Annotated in this window: 16 protein-coding genes; 5 read left to right on the forward strand and 11 right to left on the reverse strand. The window is 75.8% G+C overall.

The annotated features are described in order from the left end of the window. Nucleotides 1-46: 46 nt before the first annotated feature. The gene (locus tag LFA75_RS04560; protein WP_225232506.1) at nucleotides 47-580 is read left to right on the forward strand and encodes a gluconokinase; all 534 of its coding nucleotides are present in this window, start codon (nucleotides 47-49) and stop codon (nucleotides 578-580) included. On the opposite strand, the gene pruA is transcribed toward LFA75_RS04560, so the two are convergent. Then, nucleotides 581-2,206: an L-glutamate gamma-semialdehyde dehydrogenase gene (gene pruA / locus LFA75_RS04565; protein ID WP_225232507.1), complete on the reverse strand. Its 1,626-nt coding sequence runs from the start codon at nucleotides 2,204-2,206 to the stop codon at nucleotides 581-583. Between the two features lie 92 nt (nucleotides 2,207-2,298). After that, the gene (locus tag LFA75_RS04570) at nucleotides 2,299-3,225 is read right to left on the reverse strand and encodes a proline dehydrogenase family protein (protein ID WP_225232508.1); all 927 of its coding nucleotides are present in this window, start codon (nucleotides 3,223-3,225) and stop codon (nucleotides 2,299-2,301) included. Between the two features lie 96 nt (nucleotides 3,226-3,321). Between LFA75_RS04570 and LFA75_RS04575 the strand changes: the two genes are divergently transcribed. From LFA75_RS04575 to LFA75_RS04585, 3 genes are read left to right on the forward strand one after another with little or no spacing between them, the layout of a single operon-like run. After that, complete coding sequence (locus LFA75_RS04575) at nucleotides 3,322-4,458, forward strand: PucR family transcriptional regulator (RefSeq protein WP_225232509.1); 1,137 nt, start codon at nucleotides 3,322-3,324, stop codon at nucleotides 4,456-4,458. 13 nt (nucleotides 4,459-4,471) lie between these two features. Further along, a complete protein-coding gene (locus tag LFA75_RS04580) occupies nucleotides 4,472-5,140 on the forward strand; it encodes a biliverdin-producing heme oxygenase (protein ID WP_225232510.1) in 669 nt (222 codons plus the stop codon). Beyond that, nucleotides 5,137-7,524: a SpoIIE family protein phosphatase gene (locus tag LFA75_RS04585; protein WP_225232511.1), complete on the forward strand. Its 2,388-nt coding sequence runs from the start codon at nucleotides 5,137-5,139 to the stop codon at nucleotides 7,522-7,524. The genes LFA75_RS04580 and LFA75_RS04585 overlap by 4 nt, the downstream gene beginning before the upstream one ends. A gap of 6 nt (nucleotides 7,525-7,530) precedes the next feature. Here the strand turns inward: LFA75_RS04585 and LFA75_RS04590 are convergent, their stop codons facing one another. From LFA75_RS04590 to LFA75_RS04600, 3 genes are read right to left on the reverse strand one after another with little or no spacing between them, the layout of a single operon-like run. Further along, nucleotides 7,531-8,562: an FAD-dependent oxidoreductase gene (locus LFA75_RS04590; RefSeq protein WP_225232512.1), complete on the reverse strand. Its 1,032-nt coding sequence runs from the start codon at nucleotides 8,560-8,562 to the stop codon at nucleotides 7,531-7,533. Nucleotides 8,563-8,590: 28 nt separating this feature from the next. Further along, nucleotides 8,591-9,361: a class I SAM-dependent methyltransferase gene (locus LFA75_RS04595; RefSeq protein WP_225232513.1), complete on the reverse strand. Its 771-nt coding sequence runs from the start codon at nucleotides 9,359-9,361 to the stop codon at nucleotides 8,591-8,593. Beyond that, nucleotides 9,358-10,386: a methylenetetrahydrofolate reductase C-terminal domain-containing protein gene (locus LFA75_RS04600; protein WP_225232514.1), complete on the reverse strand. Its 1,029-nt coding sequence runs from the start codon at nucleotides 10,384-10,386 to the stop codon at nucleotides 9,358-9,360. The genes LFA75_RS04595 and LFA75_RS04600 overlap by 4 nt, the downstream gene beginning before the upstream one ends. 137 nt (nucleotides 10,387-10,523) lie before the next feature. Between LFA75_RS04600 and LFA75_RS04605 the strand changes: the two genes are divergently transcribed. Beyond that, the gene (locus LFA75_RS04605; RefSeq protein ID WP_225232515.1) at nucleotides 10,524-11,477 is read left to right on the forward strand and encodes an ATP-binding protein; all 954 of its coding nucleotides are present in this window, start codon (nucleotides 10,524-10,526) and stop codon (nucleotides 11,475-11,477) included. Between the two features lie 10 nt (nucleotides 11,478-11,487). Here LFA75_RS04605 and idi read toward each other — a convergent pair whose 3' ends face one another. The 6 genes from idi to paaA form a co-directional block, all read right to left on the reverse strand. Then, nucleotides 11,488-12,135 carry an isopentenyl-diphosphate Delta-isomerase gene (gene idi, locus LFA75_RS04610; RefSeq protein ID WP_225232516.1) on the reverse strand — a complete coding sequence of 216 codons (648 nt, stop codon included), beginning with the start codon at nucleotides 12,133-12,135 and terminating at the stop codon, nucleotides 11,488-11,490. A gap of 14 nt (nucleotides 12,136-12,149) precedes the next feature. Then, nucleotides 12,150-13,226: a 1,2-phenylacetyl-CoA epoxidase subunit PaaE gene (gene paaE / locus LFA75_RS04615; protein WP_225232517.1), complete on the reverse strand. Its 1,077-nt coding sequence runs from the start codon at nucleotides 13,224-13,226 to the stop codon at nucleotides 12,150-12,152. After that, entirely contained in the window at nucleotides 13,227-13,736 is a 510-nt protein-coding gene (paaD, locus tag LFA75_RS04620; RefSeq protein ID WP_225232518.1) for a 1,2-phenylacetyl-CoA epoxidase subunit PaaD, read from the reverse strand. Further along, nucleotides 13,733-14,644, reverse strand: a complete 912-nt coding sequence (paaC, locus tag LFA75_RS04625; protein WP_225232519.1) for a 1,2-phenylacetyl-CoA epoxidase subunit PaaC — start codon at nucleotides 14,642-14,644, stop codon at nucleotides 13,733-13,735. Before paaC ends, paaD begins: the two co-directional genes overlap by 4 nt. A gap of 124 nt (nucleotides 14,645-14,768) precedes the next feature. After that, nucleotides 14,769-15,140, reverse strand: coding sequence for a 1,2-phenylacetyl-CoA epoxidase subunit PaaB (paaB, locus tag LFA75_RS04630; RefSeq protein ID WP_380092203.1), 372 nt, complete (start codon nucleotides 15,138-15,140; stop codon nucleotides 14,769-14,771). After that, nucleotides 15,137-16,087: a 1,2-phenylacetyl-CoA epoxidase subunit PaaA gene (paaA, locus tag LFA75_RS04635; protein ID WP_225232520.1), complete on the reverse strand. Its 951-nt coding sequence runs from the start codon at nucleotides 16,085-16,087 to the stop codon at nucleotides 15,137-15,139. Before paaA ends, paaB begins: the two co-directional genes overlap by 4 nt. Nucleotides 16,088-16,178: the final 91 nt, after the last annotated feature.

The following is a 16,178-nucleotide window of genomic DNA, read 5'->3' on the forward strand; positions in this document are numbered from 1 at the left end:
CCCCGGGGCCAGGAGTCCCCGGGCTCCCGTCCCCTACGGTCGTGGGATGGCCGCCTCCCCCCGACCCGCGCCCGTCTCCGTCGTCGTGATGGGGGTGTCGGGCACCGGCAAGACCACCGTCGGCGTCGGCATCGCCGAGGCGCTGGGGTGCGACTTCGTCGAGGGCGACGACCTGCACCCGGCGGCCAACGTCGAGAAGATGCGCTCGGGCACCCCGCTGACCGACGAGGACCGCTGGCCCTGGCTGCGGGCGGTGGCCGGCCGGGTCGGCGAGCACGAGGCCGCCGGCACCGACCTGGTCATCACCTGCTCGGCGCTGCGGCGGGGGTACCGCGACCTGCTGCGCGACGGGCACCCCTCGGTGTGGTTCGCCCACATCGACACCCCGCGCGAGGTGCTGGAGCAGCGGCTGCGGGAGCGGAAGGGCCACTACATGCCCGGGTCGCTGCTGGACAGCCAGCTGGCCACCCTGGAACCCCTCGCCGACGACGAGCCCGGCCACGCCTACACCGGCCAGGGCTCGGCGCAGCAGACCGTGGACGGACTGCTGGCCGAGCTCGCCGACGAGCGGCCCCGCTGATCAGCCCATGTAGGGGTAGGCGTGCGACCGGGGCGGGGCGAAGGTCTCCTTGACCACCCGGGTCGACGTCCAGCGCTGCAGGTTCTGCGCGGCGCCGGCCTTGTCGTTGGTGCCCGAGGCGCGGGCGCCGCCGAAGGGCTGCTGGCCGACGACGGCGCCGGTGGGCTTGTCGTTGACGTAGAAGTTGCCCGCGGCGTTGCGCAGCACCCGGGCGGCGTGCGCGATCGCCGTCCGGTCCTGGGCGATGACCGCACCGGTGAGGGCGTAGGGGGCGACGGACTCCATCTGGGCGAGGACGGCGTCGTAGTCGGCGTCGTCGAACACGTGGACGGCGAGGACGGGCCCGAAGAACTCGGTGCGGAACACGTCGTGCGTCGGGTCGGAACCCTCCAGCACGGTCGGCCGGACGAACCAGCCCTCCGCGTCGTCGCAGGTGCCGCCGGCGACGACCGAGAGCGCGGAGTCGCTGCGCGCCCGGTCCAGCACGCCGGACAGCTTGGCGAAGGACTTGGCGTCGATGACCGCGCCCAGGAAGTTCGAGAAGTCGGTGACCGGCCCCATCGGCAGCGAGTCGACCAGCCCGGCGAGGTCGTCGCGCAGCCTCGTCCACAGCGAGCGCGGCACGTAGGCCCGCGAGGCGGCCGAGCACTTCTGGCCCTGGTACTCGAAGGCGCCGCGGACCATCGCGGTGCGCAGCACCGCGAGGTCGGCGGAGGGGTGGGCGACGATGAAGTCCTTGCCGCCGGTCTCCCCGACGACCCGCGGGTAGGTGCGGTAGTCGGCGATGTTGGCGCCGACGGTGCGCCACAGGTGCTGGAAGACCGGCGTCGAGCCGGTGAAGTGGATGCCGGCCAGGTCGCGGTCGGCGAGCACCACGTCGGAGACCGCGACGCCGTCGCCGGGCAGCATGTTGATGACGCCGTCGGGCAGGCCGGCGGCCTCGAGCAGGCGCATCAGGTGGTGGGCGGCGAACTGCTGGGTGGGCGCGGGCTTCCAGACCACCGTGTTGCCCATCATGGCCGGCGCGGTGGGCAGGTTGCCGGCGATGGCGGTGAAGTTGAACGGGGTGACGGCGTAGACGACGCCCTCCAGCGGGCGGTGGTCCACCCGGTTCCAGACGCCGGGCGAGGACACCGGCTGCTCGGCGTGGATCTGCCGGGCGAAGTGCACGTTGTAGCGCCAGAAGTCGGCCAGCTCGCAGGCGCTGTCGATCTCGGCCTGCTGGGCGGTCTTGGACTGCCCGAGCATGGTGGCGGCGTTCAGCGTCTGCCGCCACGGCCCGGCCAGCAGGTCGGCGGCCTTGAGGAAGACCGCGGCCCGGTCGTCCTGGGACAGCTCGGCCCAGCCGGGGGCGGCGGCCTTGGCCGCGGTCATCGCGTCGGCGGCGTCGGCGGCCGTGGCGTGCGCCGACGTCCCCAGCACCTGGGCGTGGGCGTGCGGGGCGACCACGTCGAACGCCGCGCCGCCGGCCATCCGCTGCCGGCCGCCGATCGTCGCGGTCAGCTCCTCCGGGGCCGCGGCCAGGCGGACCAGCTCGGCCTGCAGCTCGGTGCGCTCGGGCGAGCCGGGGGCGTAGTCGAGCACCGGCTCGTTGCGCGGGGCGGGGACCTGGGTGATGCCGTCCACAGAAGGAGCTCCTTGGATCGAGTAGGTGGTGCGGCTGCCCTTCAGGGGCCCGCGGCGAGCGTGCGAGTCGAGGGGGGAAGGGTGGTCCTTCCTCAGCCTTTCGTCACGAGGGAGCGGAGGAAGAACTGCACGTTCGCGGGGCGCTCGGCCAGCCGCCGCATGAAGTAGCCGTACCAGTCGGCGCCGTAGGGCACGTAGGCGCGAACGGTGTGCCCGTCGGCGGCCAGCCGCTGCTGCTCGCCGGTCCGGATGCCGTAGAGCAGCTGGAACTCGTAGCTGTCGGCCGACCGGCCGGTGCGACCCACCAGCTCCAGGGCCAGGGCGATCATCGCCGGGTCGTGCGTGCCGGCCATCGGGTACCCGTCGCCGCTGAAGAGGATCTCCAGGCAGCGCCGGTAGGCGGCGTCGACCTCGGCCTTGTTGGTGTGCGCCACGGTCGGCGGCTCGGCGTAGGCGCCCTTGACCAGGCGGACCCGGGAGCCGGCGACGGCGAGGTCCCGGGCGTCGGCCTCGCTCCGGTGCAGCGCGGCCTGCAGGACGGCGCCGGTGCCCGGGTGGTCCCGCCGCAGCTCGGCCAGCACCGCGAGCGTGGAGTCCACGGTGCGGTGGTCCTCCATGTCCAGGGTGACCGTGGTGCCGGCCGCCGTCGCCGCCTCGGCCACCGGCCGGACCAGCTCCAGGGCGAGGTCGTGGCCACCGGGCAGCGCCTGGCCGAACGCCGACAGCTTCACCGACACCTCGGCCGCCCGGCCCAGCTGCAGCGGCGCCAGGCCGTCGAGCAGGGCGAGGTAGGCGTCCCGGGAGGCCACCGCCTCGGCGCGGCTGGTGATGTCCTCGCCGAGGTGGTCGAGGGTCACGGCGATGCCGTCGCGGCGCAGCGCGTCCACCGCGGCCAGCGCGTCGGGCAGCGTCTCCCCCGCGACGAACCGGTCGACGACCCGCCGGGTGACCGGGGTGCCGACGACGACCTTGCGCAACCCGGGACGGCGGGACGCGACGAGCAGAGCCTGACCGAGCACGAGGACCTCCGGGCGGTGGGGACTGGCTCGAACCTAGGAGCGAGGTGTCCGCGGTCACCAGCGACAGCTGTCCGGACTCCTTCGTACGATCGTCTGATGCGGGACGACCTCCAGGACCTCGTGGACGAGGTGTCCCGGCTGCTGGGCGCCCCGGCCACGCTGGAGGACACCGGGTTCACCCTGCTGGCCTTCTGCGCCCAGGGCGACGAGGTGCTCACCGGCCTGGACGCCGTCCGGACCCGCTCGATCCTCACCCGGGGGTCGACGGCGGCCACCCGGCAGTGGTTCCGCGACTTCGGCATCGACCGGGCGACCGGACCGCTGCGCACCCCGGCCGACCCCGTCGCCGGCATCCTGACCCGGCTCTGCCTGCCGGTCCGGCACCGCGGCCGGCTGCACGGGTGGCTGTGGCTGCTCGACGAGGGCCGCACCGACCTCGCCGACCCCGACCCGCCGGGGCTGGCCGCCGCCCTGGCCCTGGCCGACCGCGCCGGCGAGCTGCTGGCCGCCCGGCCGGTCCCCGACGACGTCGGCGGTGACCTGCGCGTCGCGCTGGCCGCCGACCGGCCCGCCGCCGACCGCCTGGGTGCCCGGCTCGGCGCGGACACCCCGGTCGCGGTGGTGGCCCTCCGCCCCGCCGGCGACGGGCTGCCCGCCGGGTGGACCGCGCCGGGCGCGGGCGCGGTGAGCACCGTGGTGGGCCGGCAGGTCGCCGTCCTGCTGCCGCTGCCGCACCTGGGCGACGACCGCCCGGCCGTCGCGCTGTCGGCCGCGGCGCTGCACCGCCTGCCGACCGGCAGCACCGCCGGGGTCAGCAGTCCGCGGTCGGGGTGCGGGGCGCTGCCCGACCAGTGGCGGGAGGCCGTCGACGCCGCCCGGGTGGCCGGTGCGGTGCCGGCCCTGGCCCCGGTGGCTGCCTGGGCCGAGCTGGGCGCCTGGCGCCAGGTGGTGCGCCTGGAGGGACCGGACCCGGCGTTCGCCGCGCTGCTGGGCGACCCGGTGCTGACCCGCACGGCCGAGGTGTGGCTGGACCAGGCGGGCTCCCCGCAGCGCGCCGCGGCCGAGCTCGTCGTGCACCGGCAGACGCTGTACTACCGCCTGGGCCGGATCGCCGAGGTGACCGGTCTGGACCTGGCCGACGGCGGGGACCGGCTCGCGCTGCACCTGGCCGTGCGAGCGGCGCGGCTCGCCGCGAGGGGCGGTCCGCGGCCCGGACCGGGTGGCCTGATCTAGGGTCGTCGGTCTGATGACCAGGCAGCCGACCGGGCCGGACGCCGCACCACCCGACGTGATGCTGGCGCTGCGCACCGGCACCGCGGGCGAGCACCAGGAGCTCGAGGACACCCTCGACCTGCTCGACCCGGCGCTGGACGCCGCCCGGCTGGCCACGGTGCTGGCCCGGATGCACGCCTTCTGGGTGCGGGCCGAGGACGGCCTGGACACCTGGGCGCGGACGCACCCGGGCGACGCCGCCGCGGTCGACTGGGCCGCGCGCCGGCGGGCCGGCCTGTTCGCCGCGGACCTCGCCGCCCTCGGCGGTGACCCCACCGCGCCGGCGCCCGTCGAGGTGCCCGAGCCGGCCTCCACCGACGAGGCGCTGGGCGCGATGTACGTGCTGGAGGGCTCCACGCTGGGCGGGGTGTTCATCGACCGGCACCTGGCGACCCTCCCGGGGCTGGCGCAGGCCGGTCCGCTCACGGCGTTCAGCCCCTACGGCGAGCAGACCGGCGCCCGCTGGGCGGCGTTCCGCCGGGCGGTGCGCGACCACGTCGCCCGCGGCGGTGATCCCGACGCGCTGGTCGCAGCCGCACGACGTACCTTCCGGTTGATGGCCTCGTGGTGCGCCGACGTCCAGCAGGGCGCGTCCGGTCCCGCCTCCGGACCGACCACGACCCGCGGAGGTGTCCCCGCGTGACCGAGACCCAGCCGACGCCGTGGCTGGCCCCCGGCACGCCGGTGGACCTGACCAACTGCGAGCGCGAGCCGATCCACGTCCCCGGCAGCATCCAGCCCCGCGGCGTGCTCCTCGCGGTCAGCGAGCCGGACCTGGTCGTCGAGCAGGCGTCGGCCAACCTGGCCGACGTCGTCGGCGTGACCTGGCAGGCCGCCCTCGGCCGGCCGCTGGCCGACGTCCTGGGCACGGTGCCCGCCCAGGCCGTGGCCCGCAGCGCCGCCGCCTTCGGCGACCTGCGCGAGCGCAACCCCGTCGAGCTCACCCTCGACCGCGACGGCACCCCGGTCCCGGTCGACGCGATCCTGCACCGGGCGCTGCACGGCTCCCCCGGCCAGCAGTCGCTCAAGGACGCGAGCGGCCCGGTCGACGCGGCCGGCCGGCCGCTGGCCAGCAGCCTGGTGATCGAGCTCGAGCCGGCCTCCGGCCCGCGCCCGTTCAGCTTCCCGAACACCTACCAGGCCGTGCGCGGGACCATCGCCGAGCTGAACCGGGCGAGCGACCTGCAGTCCCTCTACGACATCACCGTCCAGGCCGTCCGCAGCCTGACCGGGTTCGACCGGGTGATGCTCTACCGCTACGACACCGACTTCAACGGCGAGGTGGTCGCCGAGGCCCAGCACGGTGGCCTGACCTCCTTCCTCGGCCTGCACTACCCGGCCTCGGACATCCCGGCCCAGGCCAGGGCGCTGTACGAGAAGAACTGGATCCGGCTGATCTCCGAGGTGCCCTACACCCCGGCGGTCATCCACCCGGTCGACCACCCCGCCACCGGGCGGCCGCTGGACCTGACCTACTCCACGCTGCGCAGCGTCTCCCCGATCCACGTCGAGTACCTGGTCAACATGGGCGTGGCCTCGTCGATGTCGATCTCGCTGCTGCGCGAGGACAAGCTGTGGGGCCTCATCGCCTGCCACCACTACGCGGGTCCGCACGCCCCGCCCTACGCCACCCGCGCGGCCGCGGAGTTCCTGGCCTCCACCCTGTCGCTCCGGCTGGTCGACCGGGCCGCCGAGGAGGAGGTCCGCCGGGCGCTGCGGGCGCGCTCCACGCTGGCCTGGCTGACCGCGGCCACCCTGGACGAGGAGCGCCCGCTGGCCGACTCCCTGCTCGGGGCCCCCGACCTGCTCGACCTCGTCCCGGCCGACAGCGTCGTGGTGCACCTGGAGGGCCACACCGCCGTCCGCGGCGTCCCCGTGGACGAGACGGTGGCCGCCCGCGTCGCCGCCTGGGCCGAGGGGCTGCGCCGCGACGTGGTCGCCACCGAGTCGTTGACCGCCGACGCCCCCGCGCTCGACATCCCGGTCGAGGTGGCCTGCGGCGCCCTCGCCGTCCCGCTGCCCGAGGGCCAGTGGGTGGTGTGGCTGCGGCAGGAGAAGATCCGCTCGGTCGACTGGGGCGGGGACCCGCACCACAAGGTCCGGGTCGTCGAGGACGCCGGCGAGGTCCGCATCTCCCCGCGGCAGTCCTTCGACCGCTGGCAGGAGACGGTCCACGGCCGCGCCGAGCCGTGGACGGCGGCCGAGGTCGGGGAGGCCACCGAGCTGCGGACCAACCTGCTCGAGGCGCTCTACGCCCGGACCCGACGGGTGGCCCGGGCCGCGGAGACCCTGCAGCGCAGCATGCTGTCCGAACCCCCGCAGCCCGACCACGTGCAGATGGCCGTCCGCTACGTGCCGGCCGCGCGCGAGGCCCAGGTCGGCGGCGACTGGTACGACGCGTTCACCCAGCCCGACGGCGCCACGATCCTGGTGATCGGCGACGTGGTCGGTCACGACACCGAGGCCGCCGCGGTCATGGGCCAGCTGCGCGGCCTGCTGCGCGGCATCGCCTTCGACAGCGGCCACGGGCCGGCCGAGGTGCTGCGCCGGCTCGACCGGGCCGTGGAGGGGCTCCGGCTGGAGGCCGTCGCCTCGGTGCTGGTGGCCCGGCTCGAGCAGACGCCCGAGGAGGTCGAGCAGGGCGTCACCCGGCTGGTCTGGTCCAACGCGGGGCACCCGCCGCCCGTCGTCCTGACCGAGGACGGCCGCACCGAGCTGCTGACCGGGCCCCGGGCGGACCTGCTGCTGGGCGTGCACGCCGGTGCCCCGCGGCGCGAGCACGAGGCGACGCTGGCCCGCGGCTCCACGGTGCTGCTGTACACCGACGGGCTGGTCGAGCGCCGCGACCAGGTCTTCGACGACGGCATCGCCGCGCTCCGGGACCGGCTCACCACGCTGGCCGACACCCCGCTCGAGGAGCTGTCGGACATCCTGCTGGCCGACCTCGTCCCCGACCGGGCCGAGGACGACATCGCCCTGGTCGCCGTCCGGCTGCACCGCCAGGACCGGCCCCGCCCCGACCGGTAGGCCCGCTCAGCCGCCCAGGGTGGCCAGCAGCTCCCGGACGGCGGTGCGGCCGGCCCGGTTGGCCCCGATCGTGCTGGCCGACGGGCCGTAGCCGACCAGGTGCAGGCGGGGCTCGGCCACCACCCGGGTGCCCTCCACGGCGATGCCGCCCCCGGGCCCGCGCAGGTGCAGCGGGGCGAGGTGGTCCAGCGCGGCCCGGAAACCGGTGGCCCACAGCACCACGTCGACGTCCAGGGTGCGGGCCGGGTCGTCCCAGGCCACCCCGGTCGGGGTCATCCGGTCGAAGGCCGGCAGCCGGTCCAGCACCCCGCGCTCGCGGGCCTGGCGGACCTCCTCGGTGACCGGCAGCCCGGTCACCGACACCACGCTGCCCGGCGGCAGGCCGGCCCGGACCCGCTGCTCCACCAGGGCCACGGCCGCCCGGCCGGCGTCGGGGTCGAAGTCGGTCTCCCGCCACACCGGCGGCCGCCGGGTGACCCAGGTGGTGCGGGTGACCTCGGCGACCTCGATGAGCAGCTGCAGCGCCGAGATGCCGCCGCCCACCACCAGCACGTGCTGGCCGGCGAAGTCGGCGGCCTCGGGGAACTGCGCGGCGTGCAGCTGCCGGCCGCGGAAGGTCTCCCGGCCGGGGTAGGCGGGCCAGAACGGCCGGGACCAGGTCCCGGTGGCGTTGACCAGGCCGCGCGCGGTCCAGTCGCCCTCGCCGGTCCGCAGCGCGAAGCCGTCGTCGGTCCGGGTCACCCGGCGGACGGCGACCGGCCGCCGGACCGGCAGCGCGAAGTGCTCCTCGTACTCCGCGAAGTACCGGGCCATGGCGGTCGAGGCGCGCTCGGCGGGGTCCCCGGTCAGCGGCAGCCCGGGCAGGTCGGCGATGCCGTTGGCCCGGTCCAGCCGCAGCGACGCCCACCGGTGCTGCCAGGCGCCGCCGGGCGCGGCGTCGGCGTCCAGGACGACGAAGTCCGCGCCCGCCCGCTGCAGGTGGTACGCCGCCGAGAGCCCGGCCTGCCCGGCCCCGACGACCACCACCTCTGCGTGCACGCCCGCGCCAACGCCCGGGGTGCCGCCGTCATGCCCGGCGGGTGGCCACCACCAGGGTCGGGCGGAGGGCCTCGGCGGACAGCAGGTCCCCCATCCGGCCGGCCTGCCGGGCCGAGCGGCCGTGCCGCGGGTCGTCGCTGTGCCGGCGGGCGACCTCGGCGTCCACCGCGTCGGCGGCGTCGTCCCAGCCGGGTGGGTTGTCGTGCAGGTCGGCCGGCGCCCGCTCGACCACGTCGAACCCGGCCGCGTCCAGCAGCCGGTCCAGCTCGTCGTCGGTGGGGAACTCGTTGCCCTCCGGGGGCGGCGACGGCAGCTCGTCCACCACCTGCACGAAGACCAGCAGGCCCAGCCGGCCACCGGGACGCAGCACCCGCTGCAGCTCGGCCAGCGCGCCGGCCTTGTCGCTGGTCGTGCACAGCACGCCCAGGCTCCAGGCGGCGCCCGCGACGCCGTCGGCCAGCGGCAGCGCCTGGCCCATCGCCGCCGCGGACGGCAGCCCGAACAGGTACCGGGAGGCGTGCACCGCCCCGACCATGGGCTCGCAGCAGACCGGGCGCACCTGGCGGTCGCCGGCCACCCAGGCGGCCGGGCCACCGACCCCGGACCCGGCGTCGACCAGCAGGTCGCCGGGCGCCAGCGCCAGCCGGTCGGCCAGCCAGCGCAGGGACCCCACGCTGCCCGAGCCCCGGCACCCGGCGGGCAGGCCGTACCCCGGGCCCAGCGCCCGCACGGCCTCCTCCGTCCACGCCGCCGCGACCCCGAACTCGTCCTCCATCGCCGCGCTGTCCAGCTCGCTCATGCCTGTCCCTCCCGGATCCGTCGGGCCACCTCGGCCTTGGTGCGCGCGCCGGCCAGCACGCCGCGGTCCGAGGCGAGCCCGGACAGGTTGACCCCGACCACGCCGGGCACCGCCAGCAGCGCCCGCGCCTCGGCCACGGCGGCGGCGATCCCGGCCTCGACCGGGTCGGGTGCGGCCAGCACGCGCTGCACCGCGGCGGCGTCCAGGTGCAGGCCGGGGAAGGCCTGCAGCACCCGGGCCGACCGCTCGTCGGTGTAGACCGCGACCGACGCCAGGAACGGCAGCGTCGCGCCCTCGCTGCGGCACGCCTGCACGAAGGCCGCGACCCGGGCCGGGCCGGAGACGTGGTTGAGCACGCAGAGCGCGGCGCCGGCCTGCTGCTTGAGCGCCACCCGCGCCGGCCGGGCGGCGGTCGGGGGCGCCTCCGGGGACTCCGGGACGGCGGCGCTCAACCCGACCCGGGCGGCCAGCTCGGCCAGCCGGGGTCCGTCCAGGTCGAACACCTGGGTGACCCCCGGCCGCACCCCCGGCCCCCGGCCGTCCCCGGTCACGCACAGCACGCCGTCCACCCCGACCAGCGCCAGCCCGGCCAGCTCCTGCTCCAGCACCAGCCGGTTGCGGTCCCGGCAGGCGAGGGTGACCCAGGGTCGGCCACCGGCGGCGAGCACCTCGGCGGCCAGCAGGGTCGGCGGCAGGTCGGGCCGGTTCTGGTGCTCCCCCAGCAGCAGGCCGTCCGACACCGCGGCCAGCTCGGCGACGACCGCCCGGACCGACGCGGGGTCGAAGGGCGCCACGGTGAGGTCGGTGAGGACGACCGGCCCCGCCGCCGCCCGGGCCAGCAGGCTGCCGGGCCGGGGGGCGGGCACCGGCACCGGCTGGTCCCACGGCGGCGCCGGGTCGGCGAGGAAGGTGCACGGGTGGTCGGCCACCTCGCAGCCGCCGTCCGCGCGCACGCCGCCGCACGGGCCGAAGACCATCCGCTTGGGACAGCCGACCCGGGCGGGTGCGGACAGCGTCGTCGTCACCCCCGGACCGCTGCCCGCAGCCGGGGGGTGTCAACCCCTCCGGCGAACATCACACCCCGAGAGGGGGCCGGGTGATGTGTGCAACCCCGGATCGCGGGCATGCATGAGAAGTGCAGGTCGACGGCGGGGGTGGACACGTGAGCGGGACGGCTCCGGTGGGATACGTGCACGCCGCTCGGCTGGGCACCGCCGGACCCGACACCGCTGCAGCGCTGGCCCCGGTGCTCCGGGCCGGGCTCGGCGCCGGCGGCTCCGTCGTGCTCGCCTGCTCCGCGCCGCTCGCTGCCGCACTCCAGGACCAGCTGCCCGGGCCGGGTGTGCACACCGTGGACCCCGCGCCGCTGCAGGGCCGGGCGCCCGACGCGCTGGCCGGCTACTCCGCGCTGCTGGACCGGTTCGGCGGGACGCGGTCCCGCGTGCAGCTGGTCACCGACAGCGTGGGCCTGCTGGGCCCCGGGATGGCGGCCTGGCTGCAGACCGAGGCCCTGCTGAACCACGTGCTCGCCGACCGCGCGGTCGACCACTTCTGCATGCTCGACGAGGCCGACCTGGGCCCGGAGGTCGCCCGCGCGCTGGCCTGCCACCCCGGCCTGCTCGGGGGCGACGGCGTGCTGGACAACCCGGACCGGCAGGACCCCGCCGAGGTGCTCCGCTCGCTGTGGGCCGCCCCGGGCCCGGACCCGCTGGAGACCACCCGACCGACGCTCGAGGTCGAGGACGTCGTCAGCCTGCGCGACCTGCGCCGGGCGCTGACCGCCAGCCTCGCCGACGGGCCGCTGGACCCCGACGAGGCCGGTGACCTGGTGCTCGCCATCGACGAGGTGGTCTCCAACGCCGCCGAGCACGGCGTGCCCCCGGTCGACGTCCGGCTGTGGGTCACCGAGCAGCGCGTGCTGTGCGTGGTGGCCGACCGCGGGCAGGGCTTCGACGAGCCGCTGGCCGGCTACGGCCCGGCGCACGGCCGGGACCTCTCCGTCGGCGGCATGGGTCTGTGGCTGGCCCGGCGCGCGGTGGACCGGATGACCACCGCGCCGCTGGCGCACGGCGACGGCTGCGTCGTCCGGCTGGTCATCGACCCCCGCACCGCCTGACCCGGGCGGGTCAGGCCGCGGGCAGCAGCCCGGTGGTCTCGATCAGGTCGGCCTGCTCCCGGCACCACGGCGACCACGCGTCGCCCTCGGCGGCCTGCCGGGCGCGGAACGCCGCCCAGGTCAGCAGCTCCCACTCCCCCACCTCGTCGGGCGCCGGGGCGGGCTCGCCCATCAGCACCCCCAGGTAGACCGGGCAGATCTCGTTCTCCACGATGCCGGCGAGCTCGGCCCGGTAGCGGTAGTCCGGCAGCACCGGGCGCAGCTGCGCCACCTGCAGGCCGAGCTCGTCGGAGGCCCGGCGGGCGATGGCGTCGGCGTCGGCCTCGCCCGGCCCGGGGTGGCCGCACACCGTGTTGGTCCACATGTCCGGGAAGGTCTGCTTGGTGGCCGCCCGCCGGGTCACCAGCAACCGGCCCTCGGCGTCGAACAGGTAGGCCGAGAACGCGCGGTGCAGCGGGGTCTCCCCGTGGTGCACCAGCCGCTTGGGCATGGTGCCGATCTCCCGGCCGTCGTCGTCCAGCAGCACGATCAGCTCTTCGGCGATGGCGATGGCATCGTCGTCCTCCGGACGACACGGCGGCCAGGTGCCGTCCCCAGCTGCGACGAGCCCGTCCTGCCGCTCCTCGCGGGAGCCTCCGGCCCCCACTCTTCGCGTCACAGGGAGAAGGGTAGCTACGCGTCGAAGTCGACGGTCACCTCGGCGGACACCGGGACGGTCTGGCAGGTAAGCACGTAGCCCTTGGCCACCTCGTCGGCGTCCAGCGCGTAGTTGCGGCGCATCTCGACCTCGCCGGCGGTGACCTTGGCCCGGCAGGTGCCGCACACGCCGCCCTTGCAGGCGAAGGGCAGGTCCGAGCGGACCCGCTGCGCGCTGTCCAGCACCGGCACGCCCTGCTCCAGCGCCAGCGTCGTGGACCGGCCGTCCAGCACGATGGTGACCTGGCTGGCGGGCCCGTCGACGGTCTGGTCGTCACCGCGGACCGGCTCCGGCGGCGCGTCGTCGACGAAGAACAGCTCCTGGTGAACCCGGTCGGTGGGCACGCCCAGCTCGGCCAGCAGCTCCTGGGCCTCGGTGACCATGCCGTGCGGTCCGCACAGCCACCAGTGCTCCACGTCGGGGACGTCGACCAGCGCCTGCACCAGCGTGCGCAGCCGCTCGCCGTCCAGCCGGCCGCTGGTGACCTCGGCGTCCCGCGGCTCGCGGGAGAGCACGTGCACCAGCTGCAGCCGCTCGCCGAAGCGGTCCTTCAGGTCGGCCAGCTCGTCGGCGAACATCACGGTGTTGGTGCGGCGGTTGCCGTAGAAGACGGTCACCGTGGACTCGCCGTCCCGCAGCACGGTGCCGGCCAGGCTGAGCACCGGGGTGACCCCGGACCCGGCGACGACGAACACGTGGTCGGCCGGGGTGGACAGGTCGGCGGTGAACGTGCCCGAGGGCGGCAGCACGTCGATGGTCTGGCCGGGGCGCACCTCGTTGACCAGCCAGGCCGAGAAGTAGCCGCCGGGCACCTCGCGGACGCCGACCCGCGGCGCGGCACCCATCGGCGCGCAGATGGAGTAGGACCGGCGCTCGTCCCGGTCGCCGTCCACCCGGCGCAGGGTCAGCGCCTGGCCGGGGGCGAACGCGTAGTCCTCGGCCAGCTCGGCGGGCACGTCGAAGGTGACCGCGACGGCGTCGTCGGTGAGCTGCTCCACCCGGGCGACGGTGAGCGGGTGGAACTGCGGACGGCGGCGGGCGGGGGCGCTCACTCAGATCTCCTTGACGTGCTCGAAGGGCTCCCGGCAGCTGCGGCAACGGCGCAGCGCCTTGCACGCGGTGCCGCTGAACTCGCTGAGCTCCTCGGTGTCCGGCGACCCGCACAGCGGGCAGGCCGCAGTCCGGCGGGTGGGGCCCAGGTTCAGCGGGACCAGACCGGCGGCGCGCACCGGGGCGTGCCCGGGCGGGGCGATGCCGCCCTCGGCGAGCTTGCGGCGGCCGTCCTCGCTGATCCAGTCGGTCGACCACGGCGGGGACAGCACGGTGCGGACGTCGACGTCGGCGAACCCGGCCCGGTGCAGGGCGTGCACCAGGTCGGCGCGCATGACGCCCATCGCCGGGCAGCCGGAGTAGGTCGGCGTGATCGTGACGACCACGGTGCCATCGTCGGCGGTGGCGACGTCGCGCAGCACGCCCAGGTCGGCGAGGGTGAGCATCGGCAGCTCGGGGTCGGTGACGGTCTCGGCGACCGCCCGGGGGTCCCGGGTGAGGGTGTCGCTCACCAGGTGGCCGCCGGGTGCTCGCGGGCCAGGCCCTGCAGGGTGGCCAGCAGCGGGGCGAGCTCGTCGGTGTGCTCGCCGGCGCGGCCGGGGCTGGGCCGGTCGGCCGGCCACTCGGGGACGGTCAGCGTGGCCCGCTCGACCACCATCGTCAGCACGTCGCGCACCTCGTCGCGGACGGCGGCGGGGTCGACCGCGACGCCCTGCTCGACCAGGCGGCGCTCGACGTCGGTGGCGGTGGACAGGTCGGCGACCAGCGGCCAGACGGCGTCGACGGCGGCCTGGGCCCGGCGGTGCGACTCGGGGGTGCCGTCGCCCAGCCGCAGCACCCAGCGTGCGGCGTGGTCGCGGTGGTAGGTCAGCTCGGGCACGCCCTTGGCCGCGATCGCCGAGAGCACCGGGTCCCGGGTGGTGCGCAGGTGCGCGAAGAGCGCCAGCCGGTGCGTGCTGGCGACCAGCAGCCGGACCATCGTCTGCGCGAAGTCACCGCCGTCGGCCTCGGCCAGGTGGTGGTTGCGGAACTCGTCGGCGTCCCGGAAGTAGGCCAGCGCGTCCTCGTCGGGGATCGAGCCGGTGGCGTGCTCGCGGCTGCGGCCGAGGACGCCGCACGTGCCGGCGCGGGCCAGCAGCAGCCGGGCCTGGCCGAGCAGGTCCAGGCCGCAGTTGGCGATCGCGACCTCCTCCTCGAGCTCCGGCGCGCGGGTCGCCCACTCGGTGAGCCGCTGGCACAGCACGAGCGCGTCGTCGCCGAGCATCAGGCAGTACGCGCCCAGGTCGGCGGGGTCCACGCCCTCGGGCACGGTGGTGTCCACCCCGGCCAGCGGGTCGTCGAACCCGGTGCCGAACGCCCACTGGCCCTCGCCCCCGTGGGCGTGGTCCAACGCGTCGTAGACGGTCTCCTCGTGAACCACTGCGGTGCTCCTTGTCGATCGGGCCGGCCGCCCACGCGCCCCGGAGGGGTGCGGCGCAGTACGGCCCCCTCGTAGGGGTCCCGCGCTCCGAGGTACGAGGAGTGCGGGGGGACGAGGGGGTCCTTCACATGTGGGGGACGTTCTCGGGGATCTCGTAGAACGTGGGGTGGCGGTAGACCTTGTCGCCGGCGGGGGCGAACATCGGGTCCTTCTCGTCCGGGCTGGACGCGGTGATGTCCTTGGCCTGGACGACCCAGATGCTCACGCCCTCGTTGCGGCGGGTGAACACGTCGCGGGCGGCGTGCACGGCCATCTCGTCGTCGGGGGCGTGCAGCGAGCCGACGTGCACGTGGTTCAGCCCGCGCTTGCCGCGGACGAACACCTCGTACAGCGGCCAGTCCCGGCGGGTGTTGGCCCGCGTCGGCTCGGCGCCGCTGGGGATCTCCGGCCCGGTGGGGACGGCGCCGTGCCCACCCTCCGCGGTGGTCTCGCTCATGCCGAGTGCTTGTCGGCGTAGGCGGTCGCGGCCTCGGTCACCCAGGCGTTGTCGTCGCGGGCGGCCCGGCGGCGGGTGATCCGCTCGGCGTTGCACGGCCCGTTGCCGGAGATGACCTGCTTGAACTCGGTCCAGTCGATCTGGCCGAACCGGTAGCGGCCGGTCTCGGGGTCCAGCGCCAGCTCGGGGTCGGGCAGCGTGACGCCGAGGGCCTCGGCCTGCGGGACCGACATGTCGACGTAGCGCTGGCGCAGCTCGTCGTTGCTGTGCCGCTTGACGCCCCAGGCCATCGACTGCGCCGAGTTCGGGCTGTCGTCGTCCGGCGGGCCGAACATCATCAGCGAGGGCCACCACCAGCGGTCCACGGCGTCCTGCACCATGGCGCGCTGCTCGGGGGTGCCGCGCATCATCGTCATCAGCAGCTCGTAGCCCTGCCGCTGGTGGAAGGACTCCTCCTTGCAGACCCGGATCATGGCGCGCGCGTACGGGCCGTAGGAGCTGCGGCACAGCGGGACCTGGTTGCAGATCGCCGCGCCGTCGACCAGCCAGCCGATGACGCCGCAGTCGGCGTAGGTCAGCGTGGGGTAGTTGAAGATCGAGGAGTACTTCTGCCGGCCCTCGATGAGCTTGTCGGTCACGTCCGCCCGGTCGGCGCCGAGGGTCTCGGCCGCGGAGTACAGGTACATGCCGTGGCCGGCCTCGTCCTGCACCTTGGCCAGCAGCACGGCCTTGCGGCGCAGCGACGGCGCGGCCAGCAGCCAGTCGCCCTCGGGCTGCATGCCGATGATCTCGGAGTGCGCGTGCTGGGCGATCTGCCGCACCAGGCCCTTGCGGTAGGCCTCGGGCATCCAGTCGCGCGGCTCGACCCGGCGGTCGGCGGCGATGGTGGCGTCGAAGTGGGCCTGCAGCTCGTCCTCGGTGGGGCGGGCGACGGTCGGTGCGGACATCTGCGAACCTCCTGCGGTCATTTACTGACCATCCGGTCGGTAATGAGTGTGCCGGGGATCCCGCCGGCGCACAACCCCTGCGCCGGGCGCG

Origin of the sequence: Klenkia terrae (assembly GCF_900491935.1) — a bacterium.
GTDB lineage: Bacteria > Actinomycetota > Actinomycetes > Mycobacteriales > Geodermatophilaceae > Klenkia > Klenkia terrae.